This window comes from Streptomyces sp. NPDC096040 (genome assembly GCF_040303265.1).
GTDB lineage: Bacteria > Actinomycetota > Actinomycetes > Streptomycetales > Streptomycetaceae > Streptomyces.
In genome coordinates, this window is record NZ_JBEOTA010000034.1 from 53,304 (window position 1) to 78,264 (window position 24,961).

General features: G+C 69.3%; 17 protein-coding genes and 3 pseudogenes. 7 read left to right on the forward strand and 13 right to left on the reverse strand.

Features of this window, described 5'->3' with window-relative positions:
* The first annotated feature begins 157 nt into the window (after positions 1 to 157).
* A complete protein-coding gene (locus ABTY98_RS34875; RefSeq protein ID WP_352225108.1) occupies positions 158 to 1,024 on the forward strand; it encodes a LysR substrate-binding domain-containing protein in 867 nt (288 codons plus the stop codon).
* Here the strand turns inward: ABTY98_RS34875 and ABTY98_RS34880 are convergent.
* A complete protein-coding gene (locus tag ABTY98_RS34880; protein WP_352225109.1) occupies positions 1,021 to 2,010 on the reverse strand; it encodes an Lrp/AsnC family transcriptional regulator in 990 nt (329 codons plus the stop codon). The two genes, ABTY98_RS34875 and ABTY98_RS34880, sit on opposite strands and share 4 nt — an antisense overlap.
* A 97-nt stretch (positions 2,011 to 2,107) precedes the next feature.
* On the opposite strand from ABTY98_RS34880, the pseudogene ABTY98_RS34885 reads away from it, so the two are divergent.
* Positions 2,108 to 3,607 (forward strand): annotated as a pseudogene (locus ABTY98_RS34885) (MFS transporter).
* Between the two features lie 247 nt (positions 3,608 to 3,854).
* Positions 3,855 to 5,681 carry an AMP-dependent synthetase/ligase gene (locus tag ABTY98_RS34890; RefSeq protein ID WP_352225110.1) on the forward strand — a complete coding sequence of 609 codons (1,827 nt, stop codon included), beginning with the start codon at positions 3,855 to 3,857 and terminating at the stop codon, positions 5,679 to 5,681.
* Between the two features lie 7 nt (positions 5,682 to 5,688).
* Here the strand turns inward: ABTY98_RS34890 and ABTY98_RS34895 are convergent, their stop codons facing one another.
* The 8 genes and pseudogenes from ABTY98_RS34895 to ABTY98_RS34930 form a co-directional block, all read right to left on the reverse strand.
* Entirely contained in the window at positions 5,689 to 7,719 is a 2,031-nt protein-coding gene (locus ABTY98_RS34895; protein WP_352225111.1) for a PQQ-dependent sugar dehydrogenase, read from the reverse strand.
* Between the two features lie 15 nt (positions 7,720 to 7,734).
* Positions 7,735 to 9,984 carry an alpha-galactosidase gene (locus ABTY98_RS34900; RefSeq protein WP_352225112.1) on the reverse strand — a complete coding sequence of 750 codons (2,250 nt, stop codon included), beginning with the start codon at positions 9,982 to 9,984 and terminating at the stop codon, positions 7,735 to 7,737.
* Positions 9,981 to 13,214, reverse strand: coding sequence for a glycosyl hydrolase family 28 protein (locus tag ABTY98_RS34905; RefSeq protein ID WP_352225113.1), 3,234 nt, complete (start codon positions 13,212 to 13,214; stop codon positions 9,981 to 9,983). Before ABTY98_RS34905 ends, ABTY98_RS34900 begins: the two co-directional genes overlap by 4 nt.
* Before the next feature lie 12 nt (positions 13,215 to 13,226).
* Positions 13,227 to 14,018: a heparin lyase I family protein gene (locus ABTY98_RS34910; protein ID WP_352225114.1), complete on the reverse strand. Its 792-nt coding sequence runs from the start codon at positions 14,016 to 14,018 to the stop codon at positions 13,227 to 13,229.
* Positions 14,015 to 15,220: a glycoside hydrolase family 88/105 protein gene (locus ABTY98_RS34915; RefSeq protein ID WP_352225115.1), complete on the reverse strand. Its 1,206-nt coding sequence runs from the start codon at positions 15,218 to 15,220 to the stop codon at positions 14,015 to 14,017. Before ABTY98_RS34915 ends, ABTY98_RS34910 begins: the two co-directional genes overlap by 4 nt.
* Positions 15,217 to 16,416, reverse strand: a complete 1,200-nt coding sequence (gene pqqE, locus ABTY98_RS34920; RefSeq protein ID WP_502994427.1) for a pyrroloquinoline quinone biosynthesis protein PqqE — start codon at positions 16,414 to 16,416, stop codon at positions 15,217 to 15,219. Before pqqE ends, ABTY98_RS34915 begins: the two co-directional genes overlap by 4 nt.
* Before the next feature lie 96 nt (positions 16,417 to 16,512).
* Positions 16,513 to 16,983: pseudogene (locus ABTY98_RS34925) on the reverse strand (iron-containing redox enzyme family protein); the annotation flags it as partial.
* 7 nt (positions 16,984 to 16,990) lie between these two features.
* Positions 16,991 to 17,131 (reverse strand): pyrroloquinoline quinone precursor peptide PqqA, encoded by a 141-nt coding sequence (locus ABTY98_RS34930; RefSeq protein WP_352225116.1) that lies wholly within the window; start codon positions 17,129 to 17,131, stop codon positions 16,991 to 16,993.
* 331 nt (positions 17,132 to 17,462) lie between these two features.
* Here ABTY98_RS34930 and ABTY98_RS34935 point away from each other — a divergent pair, with 331 nt between their 5' ends.
* The gene (locus ABTY98_RS34935) at positions 17,463 to 18,299 is read left to right on the forward strand and encodes an aldo/keto reductase (protein WP_352225117.1); all 837 of its coding nucleotides are present in this window, start codon (positions 17,463 to 17,465) and stop codon (positions 18,297 to 18,299) included.
* A 185-nt stretch (positions 18,300 to 18,484) separates the two neighbouring features.
* On the opposite strand, the gene ABTY98_RS34940 is transcribed toward ABTY98_RS34935, so the two are convergent.
* On the reverse strand, positions 18,485 to 19,096 hold the full coding sequence (locus ABTY98_RS34940) for a hypothetical protein (protein ID WP_352225118.1): 612 nt from the start codon (positions 19,094 to 19,096) through the stop codon (positions 18,485 to 18,487).
* Positions 19,097 to 19,322: 226 nt separating this feature from the next.
* Between ABTY98_RS34940 and ABTY98_RS34945 the strand changes: the two genes are divergently transcribed.
* Positions 19,323 to 20,018, forward strand: coding sequence for a glycoside hydrolase family 75 protein (locus ABTY98_RS34945; protein ID WP_352225119.1), 696 nt, complete (start codon positions 19,323 to 19,325; stop codon positions 20,016 to 20,018).
* 31 nt (positions 20,019 to 20,049) lie between these two features.
* On the opposite strand, the gene ABTY98_RS34950 is transcribed toward ABTY98_RS34945, so the two are convergent.
* A complete protein-coding gene (locus ABTY98_RS34950) occupies positions 20,050 to 20,751 on the reverse strand; it encodes an SDR family oxidoreductase (RefSeq protein WP_352225120.1) in 702 nt (233 codons plus the stop codon).
* A 98-nt stretch (positions 20,752 to 20,849) separates the two neighbouring features.
* Positions 20,850 to 21,743 (reverse strand): class I SAM-dependent methyltransferase, encoded by an 894-nt coding sequence (locus tag ABTY98_RS34955; protein WP_352225121.1) that lies wholly within the window; start codon positions 21,741 to 21,743, stop codon positions 20,850 to 20,852.
* Positions 21,744 to 21,866: 123 nt separating this feature from the next.
* On the opposite strand from ABTY98_RS34955, the gene ABTY98_RS34960 reads away from it, so the two are divergent.
* On the forward strand, positions 21,867 to 22,637 hold the full coding sequence (locus ABTY98_RS34960; RefSeq protein WP_352225122.1) for a phytanoyl-CoA dioxygenase family protein: 771 nt from the start codon (positions 21,867 to 21,869) through the stop codon (positions 22,635 to 22,637).
* Between the two features lie 19 nt (positions 22,638 to 22,656).
* On the opposite strand, the pseudogene ABTY98_RS34965 reads toward ABTY98_RS34960, so the two are convergent.
* Positions 22,657 to 23,229 (reverse strand): annotated as a pseudogene (locus ABTY98_RS34965) (glycoside hydrolase family 6 protein); the annotation flags it as partial.
* Positions 23,230 to 23,846: 617 nt separating this feature from the next.
* Between ABTY98_RS34965 and ABTY98_RS34970 the strand changes: the two are divergent.
* Positions 23,847 to 24,788, forward strand: coding sequence for a hypothetical protein (locus tag ABTY98_RS34970; RefSeq protein ID WP_352225123.1), 942 nt, complete (start codon positions 23,847 to 23,849; stop codon positions 24,786 to 24,788).
* Positions 24,789 to 24,961 lie beyond the last annotated feature (173 nt).

The window sequence follows — 24,961 nt, forward strand, 5'->3', positions numbered from 1 at the left end:
TGCTCCACTAGCGGTCGGTCAATGGTGTCGGGCCGGCGCGTGCGCCGGGCTCTCGCCGGCGGCCGGGAGGCCCCTCTCCATCGTCCTCCTCCGACAGGTGATCGGGAATCCGGTATACCGCTCTGACTGCCATCGCGTTCCGCGATAACATGTTCGAGTGTACGACCCTTCGCAGCTGCGGACCTTCCTTGCGGTGGCCCAGACACTCAGCTTCACCCAGGCCGCCCGCCGCCTGGGACTGCGCCAGTCGACGGTCAGCCAGCATGTGCGGCGTCTGGAGGACGCGGCCGGCCGCCAGCTGTTCTCCCGGGACACGCACTCGGTGGAACTGACCGACGACGGCGAGGCGATGCTCGGGTTCGCCCGCCGGATCCTGGAGGTGCACGAGCAGGCGGCGGCCTTCTTCACCGGGACCCGGGTGCGGGGCCGGCTCCGCTTCGGCGCGTCGGAGGACTTCGTCCTCACCCGGCTGCCGGAGATCCTGGAGGGTTTCCGCTACGACCACCCCGAGGTCGACCTGGAACTGACGGTGGAGCTGTCCGGCACCCTGCACGAGCAGCTGGCCGCCGGGAAGCTGGACCTGGTGCTGGCGAAGCGGCGCGTGGAGGATCCGCTGGGCGAGCTGGTCTGGCACGACGACCTGGTGTGGATCGGTGCGGAACGGCTCCGTCTGGACCCCGACCGCCCGGTCCCGCTGATCGTCTATCCCCCGCCGGGGATCACCCGCGCCCTGGCCCTGGAGGCGCTGGAACGCCAGGGCCGCGAGTGGCGCATCGTCTGCACCAGCGGCAGTCTCAATGGTCTGGTCGCGGCGGCCCGGGCGGGCCTGGGCGTGATGGCCCACTCGAAGGGTCTGATCCCGCCGGGCCTGTTCCGCGTCCCGGATCGCGCGGGCCTCCCGGAGCTGGGCAGGATCGACTTCGTTCTCGTGCACGGCCACCGGCGCTCACCGGCACAGTCGGCGGCGGACGCGCTCGCGGCAGCGATCCTCAGGGGCGGCGAGCGCCTGCACCGCACCCGCTAGGCGCGCTGGTACGTCAGCTGCTTCACCCTCCGCAGAAACGGCGAGGCCTCCACGTGCTGGACCCCCTCCAGCCGCCCGAGGGGCCCGCTCAGGTAGGCGTAGAGACCGGCCGTGTTCCGCACCACCGCGGTGACGACGATGTGCGAGGGCCCTGCGGTGGCCGCCGCGAACGCCACCTCGTCGTGCCCGGCCAGCGCCTCCCCGACGGAGTGCATCGCGGCCGGCGCGGTGGTGATCCACAGCACCGCGGCCGTGCCGTACCCGAAGACCTCGGACCGGTACTCGACGTCGATGTACACCGCCCCGGAGGCGATCAGCGCGGCCAGCCGGCGCTTCACCGCCGACTCGGACCGCCCGGTCGCCCGCTGCAGCTCCGGGTAGGTCGCCCGGCCGTCCCGTTCCAGCGCGGCGAGCAGCAAAGCGTCCTCCGGGTCGAGGCGCGCCGGTCCGGCGGCCTCCGTCACCGGCGGGCGCAGCGCGTCGACCTGGTCGTCCGTGAGCGCCCGGAACTTCCGCATCCACCCGTCCGGACCGCCGTAGAAGCGGTGCAGGAGCTGCTGGGCGCGGATCTCCACCACGCTGGGTGTGCGCGGCAGTTTGCCGAGCAGCAGGTCGTCGTGGTCACCGGGGTGGCGCGGCCGGGTCATGCAGGCGATCTCGGTGCCGCCGGAGGCCAGCCCGATCCAGGCGGTGTCCGGGCGCCTGGCGAGGGCTTCGGCGATGACGGTGGCGCCGTCGGGCGCGCAGCGCAGCCGGAGCATCCACTGGTCCTGGCCGAGCAGTTCGGCGTCCCGGACCGCGACCACCCTGAGCCCGGCCTCGGTGCACAGCCGGCGGTAGCGGCGGGCGATCGTCTGGTCGGAGACGCCCAGCACCGCCGCGATCCGGCTGAAGGGGGCCCGGCCGTCGACCTCCAGCGCACTGAGCAACCGAAGGTCCAGGTCGTCGAACGTGTCGGATTCCAGCGCCAGCACAGCCTCTCCCATCGGATTCCGCCGATCATCCCCGCTGCACCGCTCCGACCGGCCGGAGTGGCCCCATCGTACGGAGTGACACAGTGCCGTTCTACCGAGGAGTGAAGAGATGCGCAGGTGGGGGCCGCTGACAGCGGTGTGTCTGGGAACGTTCATGTTGTTGCTCGATGTGACGATCGTGGTGGTGGCGCTGCCGGACATGGCGACGGCACTGCACGCGTCGCTGAGCGATCTGCAGTGGGTGGTGGACGGTTACGCCCTGGCGCTGGCCGCGCTGCTGCTGGGGGCAGGAGCGGCGGCCGACATCCTCGGCAGGCGCCGGGTGCATGTGGCCGGTGTCGTGCTGTTCGCCGCCGCGAGCCTGCTGTGCGGGCTGGCACCGGGACCGGGGACGCTGGTGGCGGCGCGAGCCGTGCAGGGGGTGGGCGCGGCCGCGATGTTCGCGACGACGCTGCCGCTGCTCGGCTCGGTCTACCAGGGGCGGCAGCGGTCGGCGGCGCTCGGGGTGTGGGGCGCGGTGAGCGGCGGGGCGGCGGCGGTCGGGCCGGTGGTCGGCGGGCTGCTGACGGCGGGGCCCGGCTGACGGTGGATCTTCCTGGTGAACCTGCCGGTCAGTGTGGTCGCGGTATGGCTGACCTTGCGGGTCGTACCGGAGTCGCGGGGGCCGCGCGGTATGCGGGTGGACTGGGCGGGTACGGTCGCGTTCGCGCTGTTCGCCGGTGGTGTGACCTATGGGGTCGTACGGGCCGGGGAGGACGGATGGACGGCGTCGGCGGCGCTCGGCGCGTTCGCCGCGGCGGCCCTGGGACTACTGGTGTTCGTACTGGTGGAACGGCGGGCGGCACATCCGCTCCTCGATCTGTCACTGCTGCGCGGGCGGTCGTTCACCGGTGTGATGGTCGGGGCGTTCGCGTTCAGCGGCGTGGCTTTCGGGGCGCTGCCGTATGTGTCGATCTGGATGCAGACCCTGCTCGGGATGACCCCGGTGCGGGGCGGGTTGACGCTGCTGCCGATGACGCTGGCGGCGATGGTGGTCGCGGTGCTGGTGGGGCGGCTGCTGCACGGGGCGCCGGCCCGGCTGACGGTCGGCGGCGGGCTGCTGCTGATCGGCGCGGGCGACCTCTGTCAGGCGGTGCTGGGCGCCGGCTCCTCGTGGACCGCGCTGATACCGGGGTTCGTGCTGGTGGGTGTCGGCACCGGGTTCGTGTCGCCGACGGTCGCGGGCGCCGCGCTGGCGGCGGTTCCGCCCGAGCGGGCCGGGATGGCGGGCGGTGCGGTGAACACGGTCCGGCAGCTGGGGTACGCGCTCGGGGTCGCCGTCTCCGGGACCGTGGTGACCTCCCGGATGACCGGCACACTGCCGCACGACGCGGCGCACACGCTGGCGGGCGGCGGCGCCGGGGCACTGCGCGGCACCTTCGCCGAGCACACCCTGCGCACGGCCTTCGCCTCGGGCCTGAACGGCGCGCTGCTGGTGATGGGCGGTGCCTCGGTGCTGGCGGGCGCGCTGGTCCTGGTGCTGGTGCGAACCCCGCGCGTGGACCGCCCGGTGACGAAATCGGCGCCCGCGGCGCAGTCATCCAAGGGCGCAGCTCTGCGCCGCGCCTGACCGGCGGGTAACCGGTCCGGGGCCGTAACCGGGTCGTACAGATTCGGTGGAGATTACGGAGCCGAAACCTACTGAACCGTAAGGATTCTGTCCGGCCCTTCCCCATGTGAGCGTATTCTCCGGGTGCGGCGGCGACCATACGTGAGCAATGCTCGTTTTAGCACCCCCTCCCGAACGGTCTTCCGGTGGGGTAGCTTTCACGGCGCTGTGCGGAGCGTGACTGGGGAGCGAGAAGCGGGAGCGGGGTTTGCGCGAGTTCACCAACCCGCCGTTGGCGTCGGCACCGCCGGTCGGCGGCCTGGCCGACTGCGTGTTCGAGCATGCCCTGACGGACCCGCTGCACATCGCCCTGGGCCGCAAGGACGACCTCGGCCAGTGGGGTGAGGTGACCGCGGCCGAGTTCCGCGACGAGGTCCTGGCCCTCGCCAAGGGCCTGCTGGCGCGCGGCATCCGGTTCGGCGACCGGGTCGCGATCATGTCCCGCACCCGCTACGAGTGGACCCTGTTCGACTTCGCCCTGTGGACGATCGGCGCCCAGGTGGTGCCGGTCTACCCCACGTCGTCGGCCGAGCAGTGCTTCTGGATGCTGTACGACGCCGAGTGCACGGCCGCGATCGTGGAGCACGAGGACCACGCGATGACGATCGCCACCGTCATCGACCGGCTGCCGCGGCTGCGCCAGCTGTGGCAGCTGGACTCGGGCGCGGTGCAGGAGCTGTACGACGCGGGCGCCCACCTGGACGACGAGGTCGTGCACCGGCACCGGCAGGCGGTCACCCCGGACTCCGTCGCCACGATCATCTACACCTCGGGCACCACCGGCCGCCCGAAGGGCTGTGTGCTCTCGCACGGCAACTTCATGTACGAGGCGGACACGGTCGTCGCCCGCTGGGAGTCGGTGTTCCGCGCGAAGAAGGGCGAGGAGGTCTCCACCCTGCTCTTCCTGCCGCTCGCGCATGTCTTCGGCCGCATGGTCGAGGTGGCCGCGATCCGGCACGGTGTCCGCTTCGGCCACCAGCCCCAGCTGCACGCGGCCGCGCTGCTGCCCGATCTGGCCGCGTTCCGGCCGACGTTCATCCTGGCCGTGCCGTACATCTTCGAGAAGGTGTTCAACGCGGCCCGGCGCAAGGCGGAGAAGGAGGGCAAGGGCGGCCCGTTCGAGAAGGCGGTCGAGGTCGCGGTGAAGTACGCGGACGCCGTCGAGGCGAAGGCGTGGGGCACCGGACCCGGCCCGTCGGCGTCGCTGCGCGTGCAGCACCAGCTCTTCGACAAGCTCGTCTACTCCAAGGTCCGGGCGGCGATGGGCGGCCGGATCCGCAACGCCATGTCCGGCGGCTCGGCCATGGACCGCAGACTCGGTCTGTTCTTCGCCGGCGCGGGTGTACACATCTACGAGGGCTACGGCCTGACCGAGTCGACGGCGGCCGCCACCGCCAACCCGCCCGAGCAGACCCGCTACGGCACGGTCGGCCAGGCCATCCCGGGCACCACCGTGCACATCGCGGACGACGGCGAGATCTGGCTGCACGGCGGCAACGTCTTCCAGGGCTATCTCAACAACCAGAAGGCCACCGACTCGACCCTGCACGACGGCTGGCTGGCCACCGGCGACCTCGGCTCCCTCGACGAGGACGGCTATCTCACCATCACCGGCCGCAAGAAGGAGATCCTGGTCACCTCCGGCGGCAAGAGCGTCTCCCCCGGTGTCCTGGAGGAACGGGTCCGCGACCATCCGCTGGTCAACCAGTGCATCGTCGTCGGCAACGACCGTCCCTACATCGCCGCCCTGGTCACCCTCGACACCGAGTCCGTCGAGCACTGGCTGCAGATGCGCGGCAAGCCCCCGATGTCCGCGGCCGAGCTGGTGCGCGACGCCGACCTGGAGACCGAGGTACGGCGCGCGGTGGTGGCCGCCAACACCCTGGTCTCACAGGCCGAGTCGATCCGTACGTTCCGTATCCTCGCCCAGCCGTTCACCGAGGAACACGGTCTGCTGACCCCGTCGTTGAAGCTGAAGCGCAAGGCGATCGAGAACGCCTACGCCAACGAGGTCGAGGCCCTTTACCGGGCCTGACGTCCCCTCACTTGATGTCGATCCGGAAAACCTTGTCGGATCCGTCGGGCTCGTTGCCGTTGTTGTCGCAGTTGGTGGTGGACAGCCACAGCTGGTCGGCGCCGGGAACCTTGGTGACGGTCCGCAGGCGCCCGTACGTGCCCACGTAGTACGCGGTGGGTGTGCCGACGCTCTCGCCGTTGCCGTTGATCGGGATGCGCCACAGCCGTTCGCCGCGCAGGGACGCCATGTAGACGACGTTGCGGACGATGGCGATACCGCTCGGCGACGCCTCCGAGACGTTCCAGGTGGCCTTGGGGTTGGTCATTCCCGAGACCGAGCAGGTACCCTCGCAGGTCGGCCAGCCGTAGTTGGCGCCCGGCTTGATGAGGTTCAGCTCGTCCTTGGAACTGTTGCCGAACTCGGCCTCCCACAGCCGTCCGTTGCGGTCGAAGGCGAGGCCCTGCGGGTTGCGGTGGCCGAGGCTGTAGACGTAGTTCCCGAAGGGGTTGCCCGGGGCCGGCTTGCCGTCCGTCGTCATCCGCAGGATCTTGCCGTTCAGCGAGTTCTTGTCCTGGGCGAGATCCGGCGTCTGGGCCTCGCCGGTGGACACGTAGAGATAGCCGTCGGGGCCGAAGAGGAGCCGTCCGCCGTTGTGGTAGCGGTTCTTCTTGATGCCCTGGAGCAGCACCTTGTAGTCGCTGAGCTTGCTGCCGTCGTAGGTCATGCGCACGACCCGGTTGCCCTCGGAGGCGGTGTGCATGAAGTACACGTAGTGGTCGGTCTCCCACTTGGGGTCGACGGCGACCCCGAGCAGGCCGCCCTCGCCGTTGGTGGTGACGGCGTTCGGCACGGTCCCGACCTGGGTCTTGGTCCCGTCCTTGGTCACCTTCCAGACCCGGAAGTCGTCTCGTTCGGTGACCAGGGCGGTCTTGCCGTCGGGCATCCAGTAGGTGCCCCAGGGGATCGTCCAGCCCGTGGAGAGCGTGCCGATGGAGGAGGGCACCCCGCCGTCGGTGGCGCAGGCCTTGGTGGTGAAGGTGACGCTGTTGCTCGGCTCGGAGACATTGCCGGCCGCGTCCCGGGCGACGACGTCCAGGGTGTAGGGGCTGTCGCAGGCGAGGCCGGTGAGGGTGGTGGTCGTACCGGTGGTGACCGTCTTGTAGACCGTCGGCCCGCTGCGGATGTCGTACGCGGTGACGGCCCGGTCGTCCGTGGAGGCGCCCCAGGTGAGGTGGACGGCGTTCGATGTGATGTCGGCCGCGGAAAGTGTGCCGGGCCTGGTCGGCGGGGTGGTGTCGGAGCTCGGCTTGGTGGTGCAGTCGACGACCGGACTGGCCGGCGAGGTGTTCCCGGCCGCGTCGCGGGCGATGACGGTGAGGTCGTAGGTGGTGTTCGGGGCGAGCCCGGTGAGGGTCTTCGAGGTCGAACTTCCGGGCGCCTCACCGATCTTGTTGCCGTGCTCGTAGAGGTCGTACGCCGTCACGCCCACGTTGTCGGTGGCCGCGCCCCAGCCGAGGGTGAGGCCGTCCTCGCCGATGTCGGAGCAGGACGGCTGGCCGGGACGGGTGGGGGCCTGGGTGTCGGCGGCCGTGTCGAGGCTGACCCGGTCCAGGTTGGGCCCGCCGTTGGCCGTGGTGGCGGTCGCGCGGATCTTGTTGGAGCCGGCCGTGACCGGGATGTCGACCGTCTTCGTCGCCCAGGTGTTCCAGTCGGCGGTGGCCGGGAAGGACACGCCCGAGGCGACGGCCCTGCCGCCCACGGAGATGTCCATCGGCCGGTCGACGGCGGTGCCGTTGGCGAAGCGGAGGGTGAGCGCCGAAGTGCCCGCTGCGGTCGCGCTCACCGTGAACTCCACGTACGAGCCCTTGACGTTGGTGTAGTCGACGAAGCCGGTGCCCGTGTAGCCGGTGTGGTCGGTGGCGACGGTGCCCTGGGAGATCGTCGCGTTCTCGGCCTGGTAGTCGGTGGCCGCGAGGGCGGTGCCCTGGCTCAGCCCGGCCAGCGGCAGCGCGAGCGCCGCGGCCAGCCCGTAGGGCAGAACTCTCCTGAGGTTCATGGCGGTTGCTCCCTCTCAGCCCGTGTACTGGGCGAAGACCTTGAGGTAGTCGTACGGCTGCTGCGACACACCGCTGCAGGCATCGCCGTCGGTGCCGGATCCGCAGGCCCGGTCGCGGTTGACGGACCAGTAGGTGAGGCGGCCGATGTGGTGCTGCCGGGCGTAGCCGAGCATGGTCTTGAAGTCGGCGACGCGGACCCGTTCGCCGGAGTCGTCGGTGGTGCCGTTCATCGAGGACAGACCGATGTGGGCGTAGGCGGTGGTGTCGCTGTAGCCGTAGGCGGCCTTGACCCGGGCCTTGAGGCCTTCCATGGCCTGGGTGGTGAGCGTGCCCATGGTGGTGGCTCCGCCGCCGAAGTCGAACGGCATGATGCACCAGACGTCGTTCGCCAGGCCGGAGTCGGCGGCCCGCTTGATAATGTCGACGCCGGTGGAGTCGGGGCCGCTGGTGGTGGTGCCGAAGGTGATGACGGTCTTGAGGCCGGGGTTGTCGGCCTTCACCGTCTTCAGCGCGTCCACCACCCGCTGCCGTACGGTCGCGTTGGACCACTCGGTGTTCTCGATGTCGATGTCGAGGGCCTTCAACTTGTACGCGCTGATGACCTTTTGGTAGGCGCCGGCGAGCGCCGAGGCGCTGGAGCACTTCTCGCCGAGCTTGGCGCCGCTCCAGCCGCCGACCGAGACGACGACGTCGCCGCCTGCCGCCCGGATCGCGTTGATCTTCGCCTGGTCGTCGCCGCCGGTGAGCGGGCGGGAGCCGTCCCACTTGGGGTTGCAGGTGCCGTCGGAGAGGACGAAGGCGAGGGTGAACCACTTGACGCCGGTCGCCGACATCACCGAGGTGGGGTTCTGGGGGCTGCCCCAGCCGAGGTATTCGTAGGGGGCGACGGCGAAGCCCGGTGAAGCCGCCGTCGACTTGGGGGAGTTGGCGGGCTTTACGCGGATCAGGCGGGTCTCGCCCGGACGCAGGGTGGCGCTGTAGGAGCCGGCGATCACGCCCTTGTGGGAGCCGGACCACAGGTCGGTGACGTCCCCGGCCCCGGAGAAGCCGACCTCGGACCAGTCCACCGAGACCGTGGAGCTGCCGGAGGTGCCGGTGTTGAAGAGGGCGACGACGTACTGGCCGTCGCTCTCCTTCTTGCTCCACACCTGCTTGACCCCGCTGTTCACGATCCGCTTCGCGGCGACCCCGTCCTGGTCGACGCCTATGAGCCGGTCGTTGGTGAGCATGGCCTTGTCGACGGTGTCGAGATGGGTGAGGTCGGTGCCGAGGAGGAGGGGGGCCGCGGCCATCGCCCACAGCGTGAAGTGGGAGCGCCGCTGGTCGGCGGTGAGGCCCACCTGGTCGCCGTTGCCGACCTCCAGGGAGTCCAGGTCGTTCCAGCCGCCGGGTCTCGCGTACTGCTGCCAGCTCGCGGCCGTGTTGAAGCGGGCTGAGACATGCGACCAGTCGGTGAGCGGATAGCCGCTGCCGTTGTCGCCGGGACCGCAGTAGCACTCGACATCGCCCTGGGTGCGCCAGCTGTTCGCGAGCTGCCGCCAGGTCGGGGCGTCGGCGATCGGGAGGTTGTTGGAGAGCCCGAAGGTGATGGGCCGCCCGGTGGCACGCAGGGCCTGGGACCAGGCCTTCACATCCGGGATGTCCTGGCTGCCCACCCCGTCGATCTTCAGGTAGTCGACCCCCCAGGAGGCGAACTGGTTCGCCCAGGAGTTCACGAACTCCTGCGCGCCCGGCTTGGAGTAGTCGATGTAGTACATGTTCTTGCAGTTGTAGTTCTTCTCGGTCTTCGAGGTGTCCGCGATGTCCTTCGCGTGGTACGACGTGCCCTCGATCGGGGTGTTCTTGGTGACGGCGTTCTTGGCGATGCCGGGGGTGACGTAGAAGCCGAACTTCAGGCCCTTGGAGTGGACGTAGTCGGCGAGCGCCTTGATGCCGCCGGGAAACTTGGCGGTGTCGACGGCCCAGCGGCCGTAGGAGTCGACGGTGAAGCCGTTCGAGTCGCACTTCTGCCAGAAGTCGTCAAGGTTGACGTGGACGAAGCCGTGGTCCTTCAGCCCGCTCGCGACCAGCGCGTCGGCCTGGGCCTTGATCTTTGCCTCGGTCGGCCCGCGGCGCACATAGCTCCAGCTGCTCCAGCCCATGGCGGGCCGGATCGCCTGGCCGTTGTCGGAGGCGGCGGCCGGGTGGGCGGTGCCCACGATCGGTACCGTCGCGGCGACCAGCAGTGCGGCGACCGCCGCCGTCAGTGCTCTGATCCGGATCACGGGCGTCCTCCGTTCGCGGGCGTCGCGTAGGCCGTGCCGATCCAGGCCTCGTCGACGCGCAGCCGCTTGTAGCGTGTGGTGTCGGTGGAGGCGGCCCAGGTGGAGTCCACCTCCAGGCGGACATAGCGGGCGGTGGCCGCGGTCAGGTCGATGCCCTGGACACCGCGCCGGCTGGGCAGCTCCCCGGACCTGACGGCGCTCCCCCAGTTCGTGCCGTCGTTGCTGAGGAACACCTTGTACGCCTTGATACGCGCCGACTGCTCGGTGTCGGAGCGGGCGTAGGCGACCGAGTCCTCGCGCTGGTTGAGGCCGATGTACTGGACCTTCTTCGCCGAGCCGAGGTCGAAGGTCAGGTTCACGGGCAGCGTCTTGTCGCTGTCCCAGTAGGTGAGGTAGTCGCCGTCACCGGCGGCGGAGCCGGCATGGCCGCTCGCCGACGCGCTCGCGGTGACCTTGACTCCGGAGAGGATGCCCTGGCGGCCGGCCGTGGTGACCTTGAAGACGGTGTCGTACGGGTCCCAGGAGCCGAGCCCGGTGAGGGTGAGCACGCCGCCCGACTGGGACCAGGAAACGGCCTTGCCCGTACGGAGGTTGGTGACGGAGGCGATGCGGTAACCGTTGTCGCGGATCCGCAGGGTGCTGGTCGTCGGCGGGGTCAGGACATGGACGTACTGACGGTTCGGGTCGGTCTTGGCGATGGTGGTGACGCCGTGCGCCCCGTCGTTCCAGAAGCCGGGCTTGAGGCCGCCGTACATATAGCCGCCGCCCTCGGTGCCGTGCAGGGACTCCCAGACGGGGTCGAGATAGGAGTCGGCGAAGGTGTTGAAGGCGGCCTGGTTGGCCGGGAACCTGCCGTTGACCTGGGCGGTCTCGGCCATCAGGGCCTTCACCGAGGAGCCCGCGTTGGTGACCAGGCGGCCGATGGCGAGTTTCCGGTCGACGGTCGGGTCCGAGCCGTCGTACCACCAGGCACCGGTCGAGGGGAGCTTGAAGTCGGCCTCCGTCAGGCGGGGTTGGGCCGTGTAGACCGCCTGCGGGTAGTCGTAGGCGGGGGTCATGCCCGTCTTCTGCTCGTTGCTGATCATGTCCATGATCGGCGTGTCTTCGTTGTTGTTGCTGAGCGTGTAGGCGGGGCGCTTCTGCTGGATCTGCGCGTAGAGGTTGTGGCTCTCCCAGTACGCGTTGTCGTTGTCGATCCAGAAGCCGCCGAGGTCGGGATAACGGTCCATGACCTCGAAGAAGTTGTCGTAGCTGAACTGGCCGAAGCCGTCACGGGTGGTGAGGTCGACGTCCTTGCCCTTGTAGGCGGAGTAGGCGGCCGAGTCGAGCCACTCGTGGCCGCCGTCGTCGTGCCACTGAGGGTCGTCGGTCATATAGAGGATGACCTTCATGCCCTTGGCCTTGGCGGCGGTGATCAGCTCGCCGAGGAAGTCCCGTTTGGTGGAGCAGGAGCCGGGGATCCCGGAGGGCCAGGGGCGGGCGTAGCCGAGGCGGCTGTGGAAGGTGGCGAGGACCAGGTACTGGGTGTGCAGCTTCTGGGCCTCCTTCACCCAGTAGTCGGGGGTCCAGCCGCCGCTCGTGACGTCGTTCTCCCAGGCGGTGCAGCTGGTGTGGGCGGGGGCGGTGCGCAGACCCCAGTGCAGGAAGAGGCCGCCGACGGAGTCGCGGAGGAAGTCCTGGCGGGGGTTCTCCAGATCGAGCGGCTTCACGGCCGTACCGCAGTCCTGGCCGCCCGAGACGCGTAGGGCGCCGCCGGAGGTGTTGTGGCTGTCCGTCACACAGGCAGCTGTGACGTCCTGGAGGCCGACGTCGTACGGGGAGTTGCCGCCCTTCTGCGCGGTGAACCGGGTGAAGTGGATGCCGCTCGCCGCGTTGGCGATGACCGCGGGGCGTCCGTCGTTCGCCGCGAACCTCACGGAGCTGTCGGTGAACCGGACGTCGTCGGCGTTGTGCAGATACCAGCCGTAGGCCGGCCGGGTGCCGATGGCCTTGGGGTTGTAGTCGTTCGGGTCGTTGCTCGGTACGCCGGTCGACATGGTGCCGTTGCCGCCGGGCACGGTGATGTTGACGTCGGTGAAGGTGATCCCGTGGATGCGGTGGCCGCTCTCGCCCCACAGGGTCGGGCTGAAGGAGGGGGTGTTGCCGGTGGCGGTGATGTTCTCGTACGTCACATCGCTGATCGAGCCGATGCCGGGGCTGTTGCCGCAGCGTTTGCGGGTGCCGATCTTCTCCATGATCGGGGAGTGCACCCCGGTCATGGTGATGTCCTTGTAGTGGACGTCGGAGATCTTCGCGCCGTCCATGGAGACCATGCCGAGGCCGGACTTGTCGGCACCGTCGATTCGGATGTTCTCGAACTGGTAGTCGGAGAAGTCGCCGCAGGTCTCCGAGCCGAACATCAGGGCGTTGCAGCACTTGGCCGACAGGGAGGAATCGCTCACCCGCACATGGCCGTTGGGGAGCTTCGCGCCGAGGGCGTAGTCGCTCTTGAAGACGAGGGCGTCGTCGTTGGCCCTGATGTCGGCGTTGGTGACCGTGACGTCCGTGGTGGAGATGATGTTCCAGCCGTCGCGGTCGCTCGCGGTGTCGATGGTCAGGTGGTCGGAGGTCACGTTCTTGCAGCCGTTGACGAGGGCCGCGAAGTGGCCGCCCCGGCGCAGCGTGAGGCCGTCGCCGATCCGCAGCCCGTCGCATCGGGTCAGCGAGAGGATCTTGTCGGCCTCGCCGGACTTCGGGTTGCCGGTGACCAGGTTGCCGGCGCCGTCGATGACGCCCTGGCCGACGAAGCCGATGTCGGTGAGCTTGTCGCCGTAGATCATCGCGTCGTGGAAGTGGCTGTGACCGTAGTCCTGGTAGTCGTCGTTCGGGTTGGACTCGGCCTTGTCGTAGGTGTCGGCGCTGGAGCCCTGGAGGGTGGCGCCCTTGTCCAGCTGGAGCGTCACATGGCTCTTCATGTGGATGGTGTTCTTGGACTTGTAGGTGCCGGCGGTGAAGCGGACGGTGCCGCCGCCCGCCGAACTCGCCGCGTTGACGGCCTTGTCGATGGCCGGGGTGTCGTTGGTGGAGCCGTCGCCCTTGGCGCCGTAGTCACGGACGTCGTAGACGGCGGCGGCGCTGGGCGCGGTGTGCGGGGACGCCAGGGCCGCGGGATGGGAGAGCCCGAGGACGACGGCGAGGACGAAGAGAACGATCGCGGCAGCCCTGTGCCGCGCGACAGTGGGGGATTTCATGGTGACGGTTCCTCACACCAGCTGGTAGCCACGGAGTTTGGTGAGCAGGAGGTAGGTGTCCTGCAGTGAGCCCGAGGTGTCGCCGAGGGAGCGGTAGATGCCCCACTTCGGGCGGACCCGGTCGGCGAGGAAGGTGTCCACGCCGGTCTTCGAGGCGTCGATGACGGTCGAGCCGCCGGTCTTGAGGATCCAGCGGACCGAACCCGCCGAACCGTTGCCGACCTTGATCTGGAGGTCGACGTCCGTCCAGGTGTCGTGCAGCGGGTCCAGGTCGGTGCGGCCGACGAGGATGTCGTCGATGGCCAGCCGCAGCTCTATGGTCTGCTTGCCGTTCACCCGCCGCAGGGACTGCACCACGATCGGCGAGGTGCCGTTGCCGGGCTGCTTCATCTGCATGATGTGTGTGAAGGTGGTGGTCGCCTTCAGCGAGCTCGGGATGTACATCGAGTACGTGACCCGCCAGGTCTGGCCCTGGGTCCACCTGAGGTAGTCGCTGCCGCTGCCGTTGCGCAGGCCGGTGACCTCCTGGCGCTGGCGGTCGGCCGAGGTGTCGCGGTCGACCGTGTGCATGGTGAAGCGCCAGTTGTCGCCCGTGGCGTAGATGTGCGGATGCCCGGCGGGGTGGGAGTCGGCACGGTCGTCCTCGACCGTCTCGAAGGCGCCGAGGCCTTCGCCGCTCGCCGACGGCGACCACTTGAGCTGCCAGGACGCGGCGTGTGCGGTGGTCGCGGGCAGCCCGACGGCGGCACCGGCGGCACCGGCGAGCGCGGCTCCGAGAACCGTCCTTCTGGATGTTGTGCTCATGACACTGAATCACCTCGCAGTTGCTCGTTCATGATCAGGAACGCCCCGAGGCCGTGGAAGTCGTTCACGGCCCGGGTGCGGGCGACGTAGTACGCGTAGTCACCGACGTTCGTGCCGATGGAGATGCCGGCGAGGTCGGTGCGGCCGTCCGGGCCGACCGACAGTTCGGCGAGCACGCCCTGGTAGCCGCGGCGGGCGACGTCCGCGTAGTGCGGGTCGAGGTAGTGCTGCTGGGCCCCGCGGGAGAGGGCGTAGGTGAACATGCTGGAGCAGGACGTCTCGGTCCAGTTGTCGCTACGCCCGCCCTTGTCGATCACCTGGAACCAGCGTCCGGTCGCCGGGTCCTGGTACTTCTCCAGGCCCGCCGCCAGCTTCCGGAAAATGCCGAGGAGTTGGGGGCGGCGGGACTGGTTCGCCGGGACCGCGTCCAGCACGTTGACGATCGCCATCGCGTACCAGCCGACGGCACGGCACCAGTGCTCGGGCGCGAGCCCGGTCCCCGGATCCGCCCAACTCGCGCTCCTGGACTCGTCGTAGGCGTGCTTGAGCAGCCCGTTCGCGACCTGGAGGTGGCTGCCGTAGACGGCGAGCTGCTTCGCCGCCTCCTCGTCGGTGTAGGCGCTGTCCCCGAACTCCTTGCCGTACTCGACGAGGAACGGGTTCACCATGTAGACGCCGTCCGCCCACAGTTGGTGCGCGCGACTGGAGTTGTCCGCGTGCCAGAAGCCGCCGTCGCTCGTGCGCGGGTAGCTGTTCAGGCGGTCGCGGATCTTCTTGGCGGCCTTGCGGTACCGGTCCTGGCCGGTCTCGTGGTGCAGGATCACAAGGAGCCGGCCCGCCTGCATGCTGTCCAGGCTGTTGAAGGACTGGTCGATCGAGCCGTCGCTCTTCACGAACCGGTCGACATAGCTCTTGAGGTAGGTGAGGTAGCGGGGGTCGTGGGTGCGTTTGTAGGTGAGGTACTGGCCGTAGAGGTAGAGGCCGACCGGGTAGGACCAGCCGCCGATGGTGCTCGGGGTGTAGCGGGCCATGGTGGAGTCGACGACCGCGGTGGACCAGTCGGGTGCGGCGGCCGGCCTGGTCGCGGGGGCCGTGGTGGCCGCGGCGGCCGCGGCGGCGGGCGGGGGTACGGCGGCGGGAAGGGTGGCCGCCGTGGCGGTGGTGAGCGCGACGGCCGCGAGGGCGGCTCGTAGGCGTTTCATCGTCCTCCTTCTCGGTAGGCGGCGGCTGTGGTGGTGGTCCGCCGGAGGGGTACGACACGGTGACCTGGTGCGTGGCGGCAGGCCGGGTCGGTGTTGCGGGCGTCTCCGGTGAGCGCGTACGCCTGGCAGCGGCAGCCACCGAAGTCGGTGGTGCGCAGGACGCAGCCGCGGCAGGGCTCGCGCATCCAGGACTCGCCCCGGTAGGCGTTGAAGGCCCTTGACTCCCGCCAGATCCAGGCGAGTTCACGCTCCCGGACGTTCGGTGGGTCCAGTCCCGGCAGGGTGGCCGCGGCCGGGCAGGGCAGGACCGTGCCGTCGGGGGTCACGGTGAGCGAGATCCGGCCCCAGCCGCCCATGCAGGGCTTCGCCGTGCCGCCCGGCAGATCGGGGGCGACCCAGACCAACTCCGGTTCGTCCAGACGTCGGCGCCAACGCAGGACCGCCTCCCGGGCCCGCTCGACCTGACCGGGCAGAGGGAACAGGGCGGCGCGGTTGCGGGCCGCCCAGCCGTGGTACTGGGTGTTGGCCAGCTCGATCCGGTCCGCGCCCCAGGCCACGCCGAGCGCGATCAGGTCCTCGACGGCGTCCAGGTTGCCCCGGTGCAGGACGACGTTCAGCCCGAGGGGCAGGCCCGCTGCCCGGATCAGCCGGGCGGCGCGTTCCTTGGCCGCGAACGAGCGGGCGCCGGCGATGCGTTCGGCGGCCGTGGGCTCCGTGTGCTGCACGGACAGCTGCACACTGCGCAGCCCGGCGCCGACCAGCCCGGCCAGCCGCCGCTCGCTCAGCCCGACCCCGCTGGTGACGAGCTGCGTGTAGAGGCCTGCGGTGTCGGCGGCGGCGACCAGCTCGGGCAGATCCCGTCTGAGCAGCGGCTCACCGCCGGACAGATGGGTCTGCACAACGCCCAGCTCACCGGCCTGCCGGAACACCTCCGCCCACTGCCCGGCCGTCAACTCAGCTGACCGACCGATCAGTCGGACCGGGTTGGAACAATACCCGCAGCGCAACGGACAGGCATGGGTGAGCTCGGCCAGCAACGCCCAGGGCGGGGCGGGGGGAGGATCGGCCGGTCCTTCATCGGACGCGGCGGGGGCCGGCGAGACTGGTGATCTGTCGGGTTGGACGCGGGTCGGCGAACCTGGCGCTCCGCTCGACTCGACGGGAGCCGACGAGCCCCGGCTGTCATCCGACTCCACGGGAGTCGCCAAACCCGTTGCCCCACCCGCCCCAACGGAAGTCGACGAAGCCCGCCCCCCACCCGTCTCGACGGCGGCCGGCGAAGCACGCGCCCCGGCGGCGACCGCGTCCAGTGCGGGGTGCAGCCGGCAGAAGGTGACGTACCCCTCGACCGCGAAGCGCACCCCGGGCAGCACCCGGGGGCTGTCCCACAACTGCTCGCGGGTGAGGCCGGCCGCCTCGCCGAGGCGCAGCCAGCGTTCGATGCCGCCCTCGCCGTCGGCGGTGCCGTCGTGGTCGCGGATGCGGCGCAGCCAGGTACGGCGCAGCGCCGACCGGTCCAGTTTGGCGAGGATCAGGGCGTCCTTGACAGGGATGTGCCGCTGGTAGTGGAAGCGGTTGGTGATCCAGCGGCGCAGTTCGGCCGGGGCCAGTTCGGCCGGGGTCAGTTCGCCCCGGTGCATTCGCTGGTTGAAGGGGTGCCGGTCGTGGTAGCGGTCGGCGGTGACGGCGCGCAGCCGTTCGGTGAACTCCGTGACCGACCAGGGGCCGGCGGCTGTCCCGGCGTGGACACTCGTGACAGTCATGGTGCGGTCAGCGGTCGCCGAGGGCGTAGCCGGTCACTTCCAGGGCCGTCTCCACGACCTGATAACCAGGGCTTCGCCAGACCTTTTCATCGGATGTCTGCAGAGCCGTTGGTTCCGCCTGGCGGTTTTCGAGAGTCGTCTCGTTCATGGGTGGGTACCTGCTTTCCTGAGGTTGGGGGTCTCAGAACGCAGCAAGGGAGTCGCGTTCACAGGGATCAGCTGGAAAACCCACAGGATGGTTCACATCCCTGTACCGGGTTCAGCAATACGTCCGACGATGCGAACCAGAGTCTCGGCAGCAACGGGCCGCGGTCAATGGTCCGGACCCATAAGGTCGGATGCATTTCCGGCCAATCTCCGCCCCGAGTGGCTGACTCACCGCTCGGTTCCGGCGGATTCCGGGGTCAGGAATGCATCACGGCCGGTGATCGTTGACGATGGGAGCAGCACACTGTCGAGAACCTAAGGATCGAGAGCTCGTGAGCAGCAAGGTCCCCCCGAAAATCCTCAACAACGGCGTCGAGATGCCCCAGCTGGGCTTCGGTGTGTGGCAGGTGCCGGACGACGAGGCCGAGCGGGCCGTCGCCACGGCACTGGAGGCCGGGTACCGCAGCATCGACACAGCGGCGATCTACGGCAACGAAGAGGGCACCGGCAAGGCCATCGCCGCGTCCGGTGTGCCGCGCGAGGACATCTTCGTCACCACCAAGCTCTGGAACGCCGACCAGGGGTACGACGCCACGCTGCGCGCCTTCGACGCGTCGCTGGCGAAGCTGGGTCTGGACTACCTGGACCTGTACCTCATCCACTGGCCGCTGCCGGCCCGGGGCAAGTACGTCGACTCGTACAAGGCGTTCGAGAAGCTGTCGGCCGACGGCCGCGTCAAGGCGATCGGCGTCTCCAACTTCCTCCCGGAGCACCTGGAACGGCTGATCGAGGAGACGTCGGTCATCCCGGCGGTCAACCAGATCGAACTGCACCCGCATCTGCAGCAGCACGCAGCCCGGGAGTTCCACGACGAGCAGGGCATCGCCACCGAGGCCTGGTCTCCGCTCGGCCAGGGCAAGGGTCTGCTGGAGGTGCCGGCGATCGTGGCCATCGCACAGAAGCACAACCGCACCCCGGCCCAGGTCGTGCTGCGCTGGCACGTCCAACTGGGCAACGTGGTGATCCCGAAGTCGGTCACGCCGTCCCGGATCAAGGAGAACATCGAGGTGTTCGACTTCAGCCTGGACACCGAGGACCTCGCGGCGATCAGCGCACTCAACGAGGACCGGCGCATCGGTCCGGACCCGGCCACCTTCGACATGGGCTGAGCCGGCATATGGGGACAGCCGACCGCATGGACTGAGCGGCAGCCCCGCTCGTACCGGCCGTCCCGCCGCTCTCGCAGCGGCCGTCCCGCCGTGTTCACGGCGGGACGGCCGTTCGCGCTACCCGACAGGCCGTTCGCGTCACCCGACAGGCCGTTCGCGTTGCCCCGACTCCCGTGCGGAGCGCGTCAGACGGAGTGCACGTCCGCGTGGACGACCTCGAACTCCTCCAGGCCGACCACGCTCACATGCGCCTTGGCGACGTCCTGGCGCCGGGCGGCCGCCTGGCCGCTGCGGGAGGCGGCCATGGAGGCGCGGTCGACGAAGAGCACGCCAACCGCGCCCCGGCCCCGCTCCCGGTCGACGAACAGGGCACACCGCGCGAAACCGGGCAGGGTCTCCAGACGGGGTATCGCCGACGAGCGGAACGTCTCGACGAACAGATCCGTGTCGGCCGGGTCGAACTCCACCCTGGTGGACCGCAGCCCGCCGCCCGCCCTCGGCAGCCGTACCGAGTGGAAGACGGCCACCTCGTAGTTCTCGACGGCGACGGTGCCCGCGAACGGCTCCAGCATCGGCCCGCGCCGCTCGCGCATGACCTGGTCGCTGTTGCGCCGGGCCCCCTCCGAGCCCCACCAGCTCACCGCGAGCAGTTTGCCGAGATCCCGGTCGACGAAGACGCCCGCGCCCCGGTATTCGGGACGTTCCTCCAGCAGACTGCGCCCCTCGCTGTTCAGCGCCCGGATGGCGGCCTCGATCTGCGCCGGATCGCCGGTGACGTACACCGTGCGTACGAACATGACCCCTCGCCTCCCAGGAGCCGCCGGAGCCACCGCTCATCCCCCGCACGGCTCCTGCATGAATGTTCGGAATGTCCTGCCCCACTAGTGTTCCCTGGGGGGCATATGGCCGCAATGCATGACAATTCACCGAGTTCACACCTAGGGGTTGACGCGGACATGCAGCCGGGGCCACCTTGTACGGCACCCGGTCAGGAAACTTTCCTAACAGAAGGGACCCCCCACAGTGCGCATCCGAACACTGACCCTTGCCGCGGCCTCCGGGGCCGCTCTGCTGGCCGCCGGAGTGCTTCCCGCGAGCGCCTCCGGCACCACCGTCCCGAAGTCCGCCCAGGAGGGCTCGGTCAGCGCGGCCGACCTGCTCGCCAAGGTGACCTCCTGCTCCCAGATCTCCAGTGGCAAGTACAAGACCGACGACGAGACCTCGGCCACGATCCCCGTGTGCGGCAAGAACGGCGCGGTGTTCTGGAAGGCCGACATGGACATCGACTGCGACGGCCAGCGCACCACCAACTGCAACGAGAACCGTGACCCCTGGTACCAGGACGACACCGCGTTCCACCAGTCCGACGGCAAGCCGCTGAAGGCCGAGTCGCTGCCGTACGTCGTCGTCCCCAGCTCCAGCAGCATCTGGAACTACTCCAGCGCCGGCATAAAGGGCGGCGGTGTGGTCGCCGTGATCTACAACAACAAGGTCGAGTACGCGGTGGTCGGCGACACCGGCCCCACGAAGATCATCGGCGAGGCGTCGTACGCCACCGCCAAGGCGCTGGGCATCGACCCGGACCCGGCGACCGGCGGTGCCGACTCCGGGGTCACCTACATCCTGTTCAAGAACTCCAAGGTCTCCCCCATCGAGAGCCACAGCGCGGCGGTGTCCCTCGGAGACCAGCTGGCGAAGCAGTTCCTCTCGGCCAACTGACCCGGGCGGCCCAAGCCCGGTACCGGACCGGTCAGTTGGGCTGCCCCAGCGGACGTACGACGATGGTGTTGACGTCCACGCCGACCGGCTGCCGGATCGCCCACACCACCGAGTCGGCGATCTGGTCGGCGGTCAGCAGATGGCCGGGCGGCAGGCTGCCGTTGGCGTCCCAGAACGGGGTCTCCACCCGGCCCGGCGCGACCAGCGTGACGCCGATGCCGAAGTCGGTGACCTGGCGGCGGGTGTTCTCCGCGAGCCCGGTGACCGCCCACTTGGTCGCGCCGTACAGGTTGCCGGGCGTGTTCACGAACCCGGCGACGCTGCCGACCAGGACGATACGCCCCCGGCTCGCCTTCAGCGCGTCGACGGAGGCCCGGATCAGCAGGGCGGGGCCGAGAACGTTGGTGAGAACCATCTCGGCCCAGCCCGCCGGGTCGCCGTCGGCGACGGTGTCGTGGGTGGCGAAGCCCGCGTTGGCGACGACGGTGTCGAGCCGCCCGTACGCCTTGAGCGTGCTGTCGACCGCCGCCTGCACGTCGGCGTACTCGGCGGTGTCCCCCACGACGGTCAACAGACCGTCCGGCTCACCGAGTTCGCGGGCAAAGTCCCTCAGCCGCTCGGCACCCCGCCCGGTGACAGCCACCCGGTGCCCGGCATCCAGCAGTTGCCGCGCCACGGCGGCACCGATACCACTGCCACCGCCGGTGATGAGCGCGACCGGAGAGTCGGTCATGATGTTCCCCCTGTGATTCGACGACCGACCGGAGTCCATCACTTCGAGCGCTCTCGATGTCAAGGACCGCAGGTGACGGTGAGGTACGCGCTTCGCTGCTAGACCGGGCGTACGGCTGTGTGTACCGTCCGGGCGCCGAGGACGAACACGTCGGGCCTGCGGTGGACGCTCGCCGGATCGGTCGGGTCGAGGAGGCGGTCCAGAGTGGTGCGGTCGTCGGCGTCCAGACCGTCGCCCACGGTGTCGCGCAGTCGGGAGAGGATCTCGGTGGCGTAGGCGCGGGCCCGTTCGGAGGCCGGGGCGGGCAGGTCGATGAGGAAGCTGCGGCTGCGGGTGTGCCTGAGCCCGGCGGAGTTCAGCAGCGCGGGCCAGTCCTCGGCCTCGGCGACGGCTCCGGGCAGCTCGGTGCGCATCTGCGCGAACCACTCCTCCAGCACCGCGTCCAGGCGTGCCTGGAGCCCGGCCCGGCCGATGCCGATGTCACGGGGCAGGAAGCGGCTGGGCAGGCCGCCTTCGAGGATGGCCAGGGTGCCGCCGGGGGCCAGCCGCTCGGCGAAGGCGGTGAGCGCGGCCCGCTGGTCGCCGAGGTGGTGCAGGCTGTGCCCGGCCCACAGGAGGTCCGCCGGATAGTCCAGCTTGTCCAGGACGCCCGGGAGCTCACCCGCGAGTACGCCGAAGCGGTCCCCCACGCCCAGCCGCTCGGCGCGGGCCCTGGCCCGGTCGAGCAGCGGTTCGCTGCCGTCCACGGCCAGCACCCGGGCGCCCGGGAAGACCTCGGCGAACAGACACGACACCACACCGGGCCCGCTGCCCACGTCGACGATCAGCCCCGGCTCGGTGACCTCCTTGCCGAGCCAGGCCAGGGCGTTCTCGTAGAGCGGGGCGAAGAGCTCCGCCTGCGACTCCAGATGCGGGGCCATGTCGGCCCAGTCGATGTCCGTGTGGGAGTGGGCGTGGGTGTCGGTGTGCTTGTGGTGGTGATCGTGCGCCATGGGAGCAGCCTCTCGTCCGGGTGCCGCCAGCGTGCGCCGACGCACCGCCCGGAGGCCAGTCCTGTTGCCGGGGCGGCAAAAAACCGGATGCGGACGGCAACGCCGACGGGCCAGGATGACCGGATGGACGACGAGCTGGTGCAGCGGTTCCTGGCCGACGGCTTCGTGAAGATCGAGGGCGCGTTCCCGCCGCGGGTCGCCGCGGACTGCGCCCGGCTGCTGTGGCGGGAGACGGGGTACGACCCGGCGGACCCCGGCACCTGGAAGGACCCGGTGGTGTGGGTGGCGGGGATGGCCCAGGGCCCCTTCGCTGCCGCCGCCAACTCACCTGTCCTGCACCGGGCCTTCGACCTGCTGGTGGGCGAGGACCGCTGGTCGCCCCGCTACTCGCTGGGGAGCTTTCCGTTGCGGTTCCCGCACGCTCAGGAGCCGGACGACGCCGGCTGGCACATCGAAGGCAGCTACCTTCCCGACGGCGCGAGCTGGTACTTCACCAGTCTGCGCTCACGGGAACGGGCCCTGCTGATGCTGTTCCTGTTCAGCGAGGTGACCGAGGAGGACGCCCCGACCCGCATCCGGGTCGGCTCCCACCTCGTCGTGCCCCCGCTGCTGGAACCGTACGGAGAGGACGGTGTGTCCGGGCTGGACATCGCCCCACGTCTGGTCGAGGCCTCCGCGCACCGCCCGGTCGCCCACGCCACCGGCCGCCCCGGTGACGTCTACCTCTGCCACCCCTTCCTGGTGCACGCGGCCCAGCCGCACCACGGCACCCGCCCCCGCTTCATGGCGCAGCCGCCCCTGCATCCGGCCGCTCCCTGCGAGCTGGAGCGGCCGGACGGGGACTACTCGGCGGTGGAGCGCGCCATCCGCCGGGGACTGGGCCTGGAGGGCTGAGCCCCGGCGGACAGTGGTGTTACGACAGCGGCGGGTAGGCGTTCGCCATCAGCTGCTGGAACTGAGCGGAGAACCAGTGTCCGGACAGTGGCGCGTTCGGCAGGGCGCCGGACAGGTTGTTGTCGTTGCGGGCGTTGCCGGTGTAGGTCGGGTCGCACATCTGGTCGAAGCCCTTGCCCTCGTCGTTCGGGATGGCGGTGCTGGAGCCGTCGGACTCGCCCGGGGGCTTCATCCGGACATAGGCGTCGATCCCGGTGGCCGGGTTGGCCTGCGGGCGCTCGCCGAGGCCGGCTCCGGACTGGTTGCACCAGTTGCCGACGTGGATCCGGCGGTCGTAGCGGCCGCCGCCGACGTAGGTGTCCACGCTGGTCGTCGCGCCGGGGCCCGCCGGGCGTGCGCTGCCGCCCCAGCCGTTCCTGGAGGTGTCGATCAGCATGCCGATGCCGGAGTTGAAGCCGACCGAGACCAGCTGGGTGCGGAAGGCCTGGGCGAAGGACAGCTCGTCGACGTAGCGGTTCCAGTCGACCCACTTGGACTGGCGGACCGAGGTGCCGTTCACCGTGTCGTTGATGGTGAAGTTGTTCTCTTTCAAGATCAGGGTGGAGCGGATGTCTATGCTCCGACTGGAACGTGGCTGCGCATGCGGACACCGCGTAGAAGGGCCGTTGTAGGCGTGGTTGTTCGACACCATGCCCCGGCACGGACGTGACCGGTGCGGCCAGATTCCGCACACCCGTCGACAAAGCAGAGAGAGAACCCCTGAACAGACCGGTCCCGTCCTTCGCCGCAGTCCTGTACGCGATATCCGCGACCTGCGCCACCATAGGCTCCCTGCTGTGGGTACGCGGGCAGACCAGCACACCTCCCAGGCTCTACGGGTCCGCCCTGGTGGCCGACGCCTATACTCCGTCAGCTTGGCGGGTGTGGTCACAGGCAGTGCCTGAAGAACGACTTGGCCTGTACCTCATCACGGCCGGAGTGGTCTTGGTCTTGACAGCGCGCCTGATCTCGACCCGGCGTGGCTGAGCAGCGGTCCGTAGTCCACGCTCTGCTCACCAAGCGGGTCGGCGTGCCAGGTACTGGAGTCGAGGTCGTCAAGGAGGCGGACAGTCACCGCCTCGGCCCCGGAGAGCCGTACGTATCCTGCCGGACATGTAGAGGATCATCGCGTCTTCTTCGCATAGACCTTCGTAACCTCGGGAGGGGACCGTGGAGGGATACGGAATCAACGTCCACTACGACGGCGTATCTGTGCAGGTGCAACCGGCCAAATTCCTTGCCAGAGCTACGTTCGGAGCAAATGGTCTCGCTGTTCCAGCCTCCGATATCGCTTCGCTTCTGTTCAAGGGCGCCGGACGTGTGGCAAACGGTCGGCCTGAGCTTCGGACCCATGAGGGTAAACGACATCAGTTGCACTTCACGCGCGAACAACAACCCGGGTTCGAAGTGCTGCACACCGAACTCCAGGCCGTGACCCCCAGCGGTATCACTGCACCGAGCACACCCAGTCCGGTCACGGCGCAAAGCTCCGCCACACCAACCCCTGTGTGGGGAAGAGGCTCGCGCAGCCCATCCACGTCGCAGGGGCCGCTGGTCCTTCGCAGCTCGGGACACTCGTATTTCCCACAAGAGGTCGTCGGCGAGTCACACTACGGTGTGCACCTGAACAAGGTGGCTGGCCGTGAGCCGGAAGGCGAGCGCGAGGTTTTCGCCGACATAGCCAGACCTGGAGAACTTCTTCCGATCGCCTCACCTGATGCATCCGTCCCGCACCTGGTTATCCCCACTCGACGCTGGTATCGCGTCAAGACCGAAGACTCAAGTGTGCTCGCAGGGTTGTTGGCCAAAGCCTACGTACCCGGTAAGGCATTTGCGTACGCGAGCCTGCACTTGGTGGAGCGTGTGGGCCCCCGTTCCACGACTCAGATTGTTGTGGTGCGGATCGGCGACCTGGAAGCCGGGGAGCTGTCCAAACAGACGTCCGCGAAGCTGGTCCCCTTGCTGGCTCCGCTGCGCGGCGCTCGGGTTGCCTGCTATGCGGAAGCTTCGCTCACCGGCAACGCCATCGCGGCAGAAGTGCGAGTACAACTGACGATGCCCGAAGATCTACCTCAGGAGTTCGTCGGGCGGGTCCAAGCCATCACCAGCTGACCAGCCAAGTCATTACTGCATCAGCACGGGTTGACTGAGGTCTTCTCGGCAACCTGAAGGTTGCGTTGAGTAACGAGTTTGCGTGAACTGGACGGTGACCTGACGTCAGACATGCGTGAAACCCCTGGTAGGAACGACTCTGCGAAGATCACGTTCCGTACAGCAACCAGAGG

Excerpts from the sequence above, each read along its gene's own strand:
- ABTY98_RS34880 (WP_352225109.1), bottom strand. The coding sequence starts at position 2,010 with ATGGGAGAGGCTGTGCTGGCGCTGGAATCCGACACGTTCGACGACCTG.
- ABTY98_RS34940 (WP_352225118.1), bottom strand. The coding sequence starts at position 19,096 with ATGTTCGTACGCACGGTGTACGTCACCGGCGATCCGGCGCAGATCGAG.
- ABTY98_RS34930 (WP_352225116.1), bottom strand. The coding sequence starts at position 17,131 with ATGAACGAGACGACTCTCGAAAACCGCCAGGCGGAACCAACGGCTCTG.
- ABTY98_RS34905 (WP_352225113.1), bottom strand. The coding sequence starts at position 13,214 with ATGAAATCCCCCACTGTCGCGCGGCACAGGGCTGCCGCGATCGTTCTC.
- ABTY98_RS34915 (WP_352225115.1), bottom strand. The coding sequence starts at position 15,220 with ATGAAACGCCTACGAGCCGCCCTCGCGGCCGTCGCGCTCACCACCGCC.
- ABTY98_RS34910 (WP_352225114.1), bottom strand. The coding sequence starts at position 14,018 with ATGAGCACAACATCCAGAAGGACGGTTCTCGGAGCCGCGCTCGCCGGT.
- ABTY98_RS34950 (WP_352225120.1), bottom strand. The coding sequence starts at position 20,751 with ATGACCGACTCTCCGGTCGCGCTCATCACCGGCGGTGGCAGTGGTATC.
- ABTY98_RS34895 (WP_352225111.1), bottom strand. The coding sequence starts at position 7,719 with ATGAACCTCAGGAGAGTTCTGCCCTACGGGCTGGCCGCGGCGCTCGCG.
- ABTY98_RS34955 (WP_352225121.1), bottom strand. The coding sequence starts at position 21,743 with ATGGCGCACGATCACCACCACAAGCACACCGACACCCACGCCCACTCC.
- ABTY98_RS34960 (WP_352225122.1), top strand. The coding sequence starts at position 21,867 with ATGGACGACGAGCTGGTGCAGCGGTTCCTGGCCGACGGCTTCGTGAAG.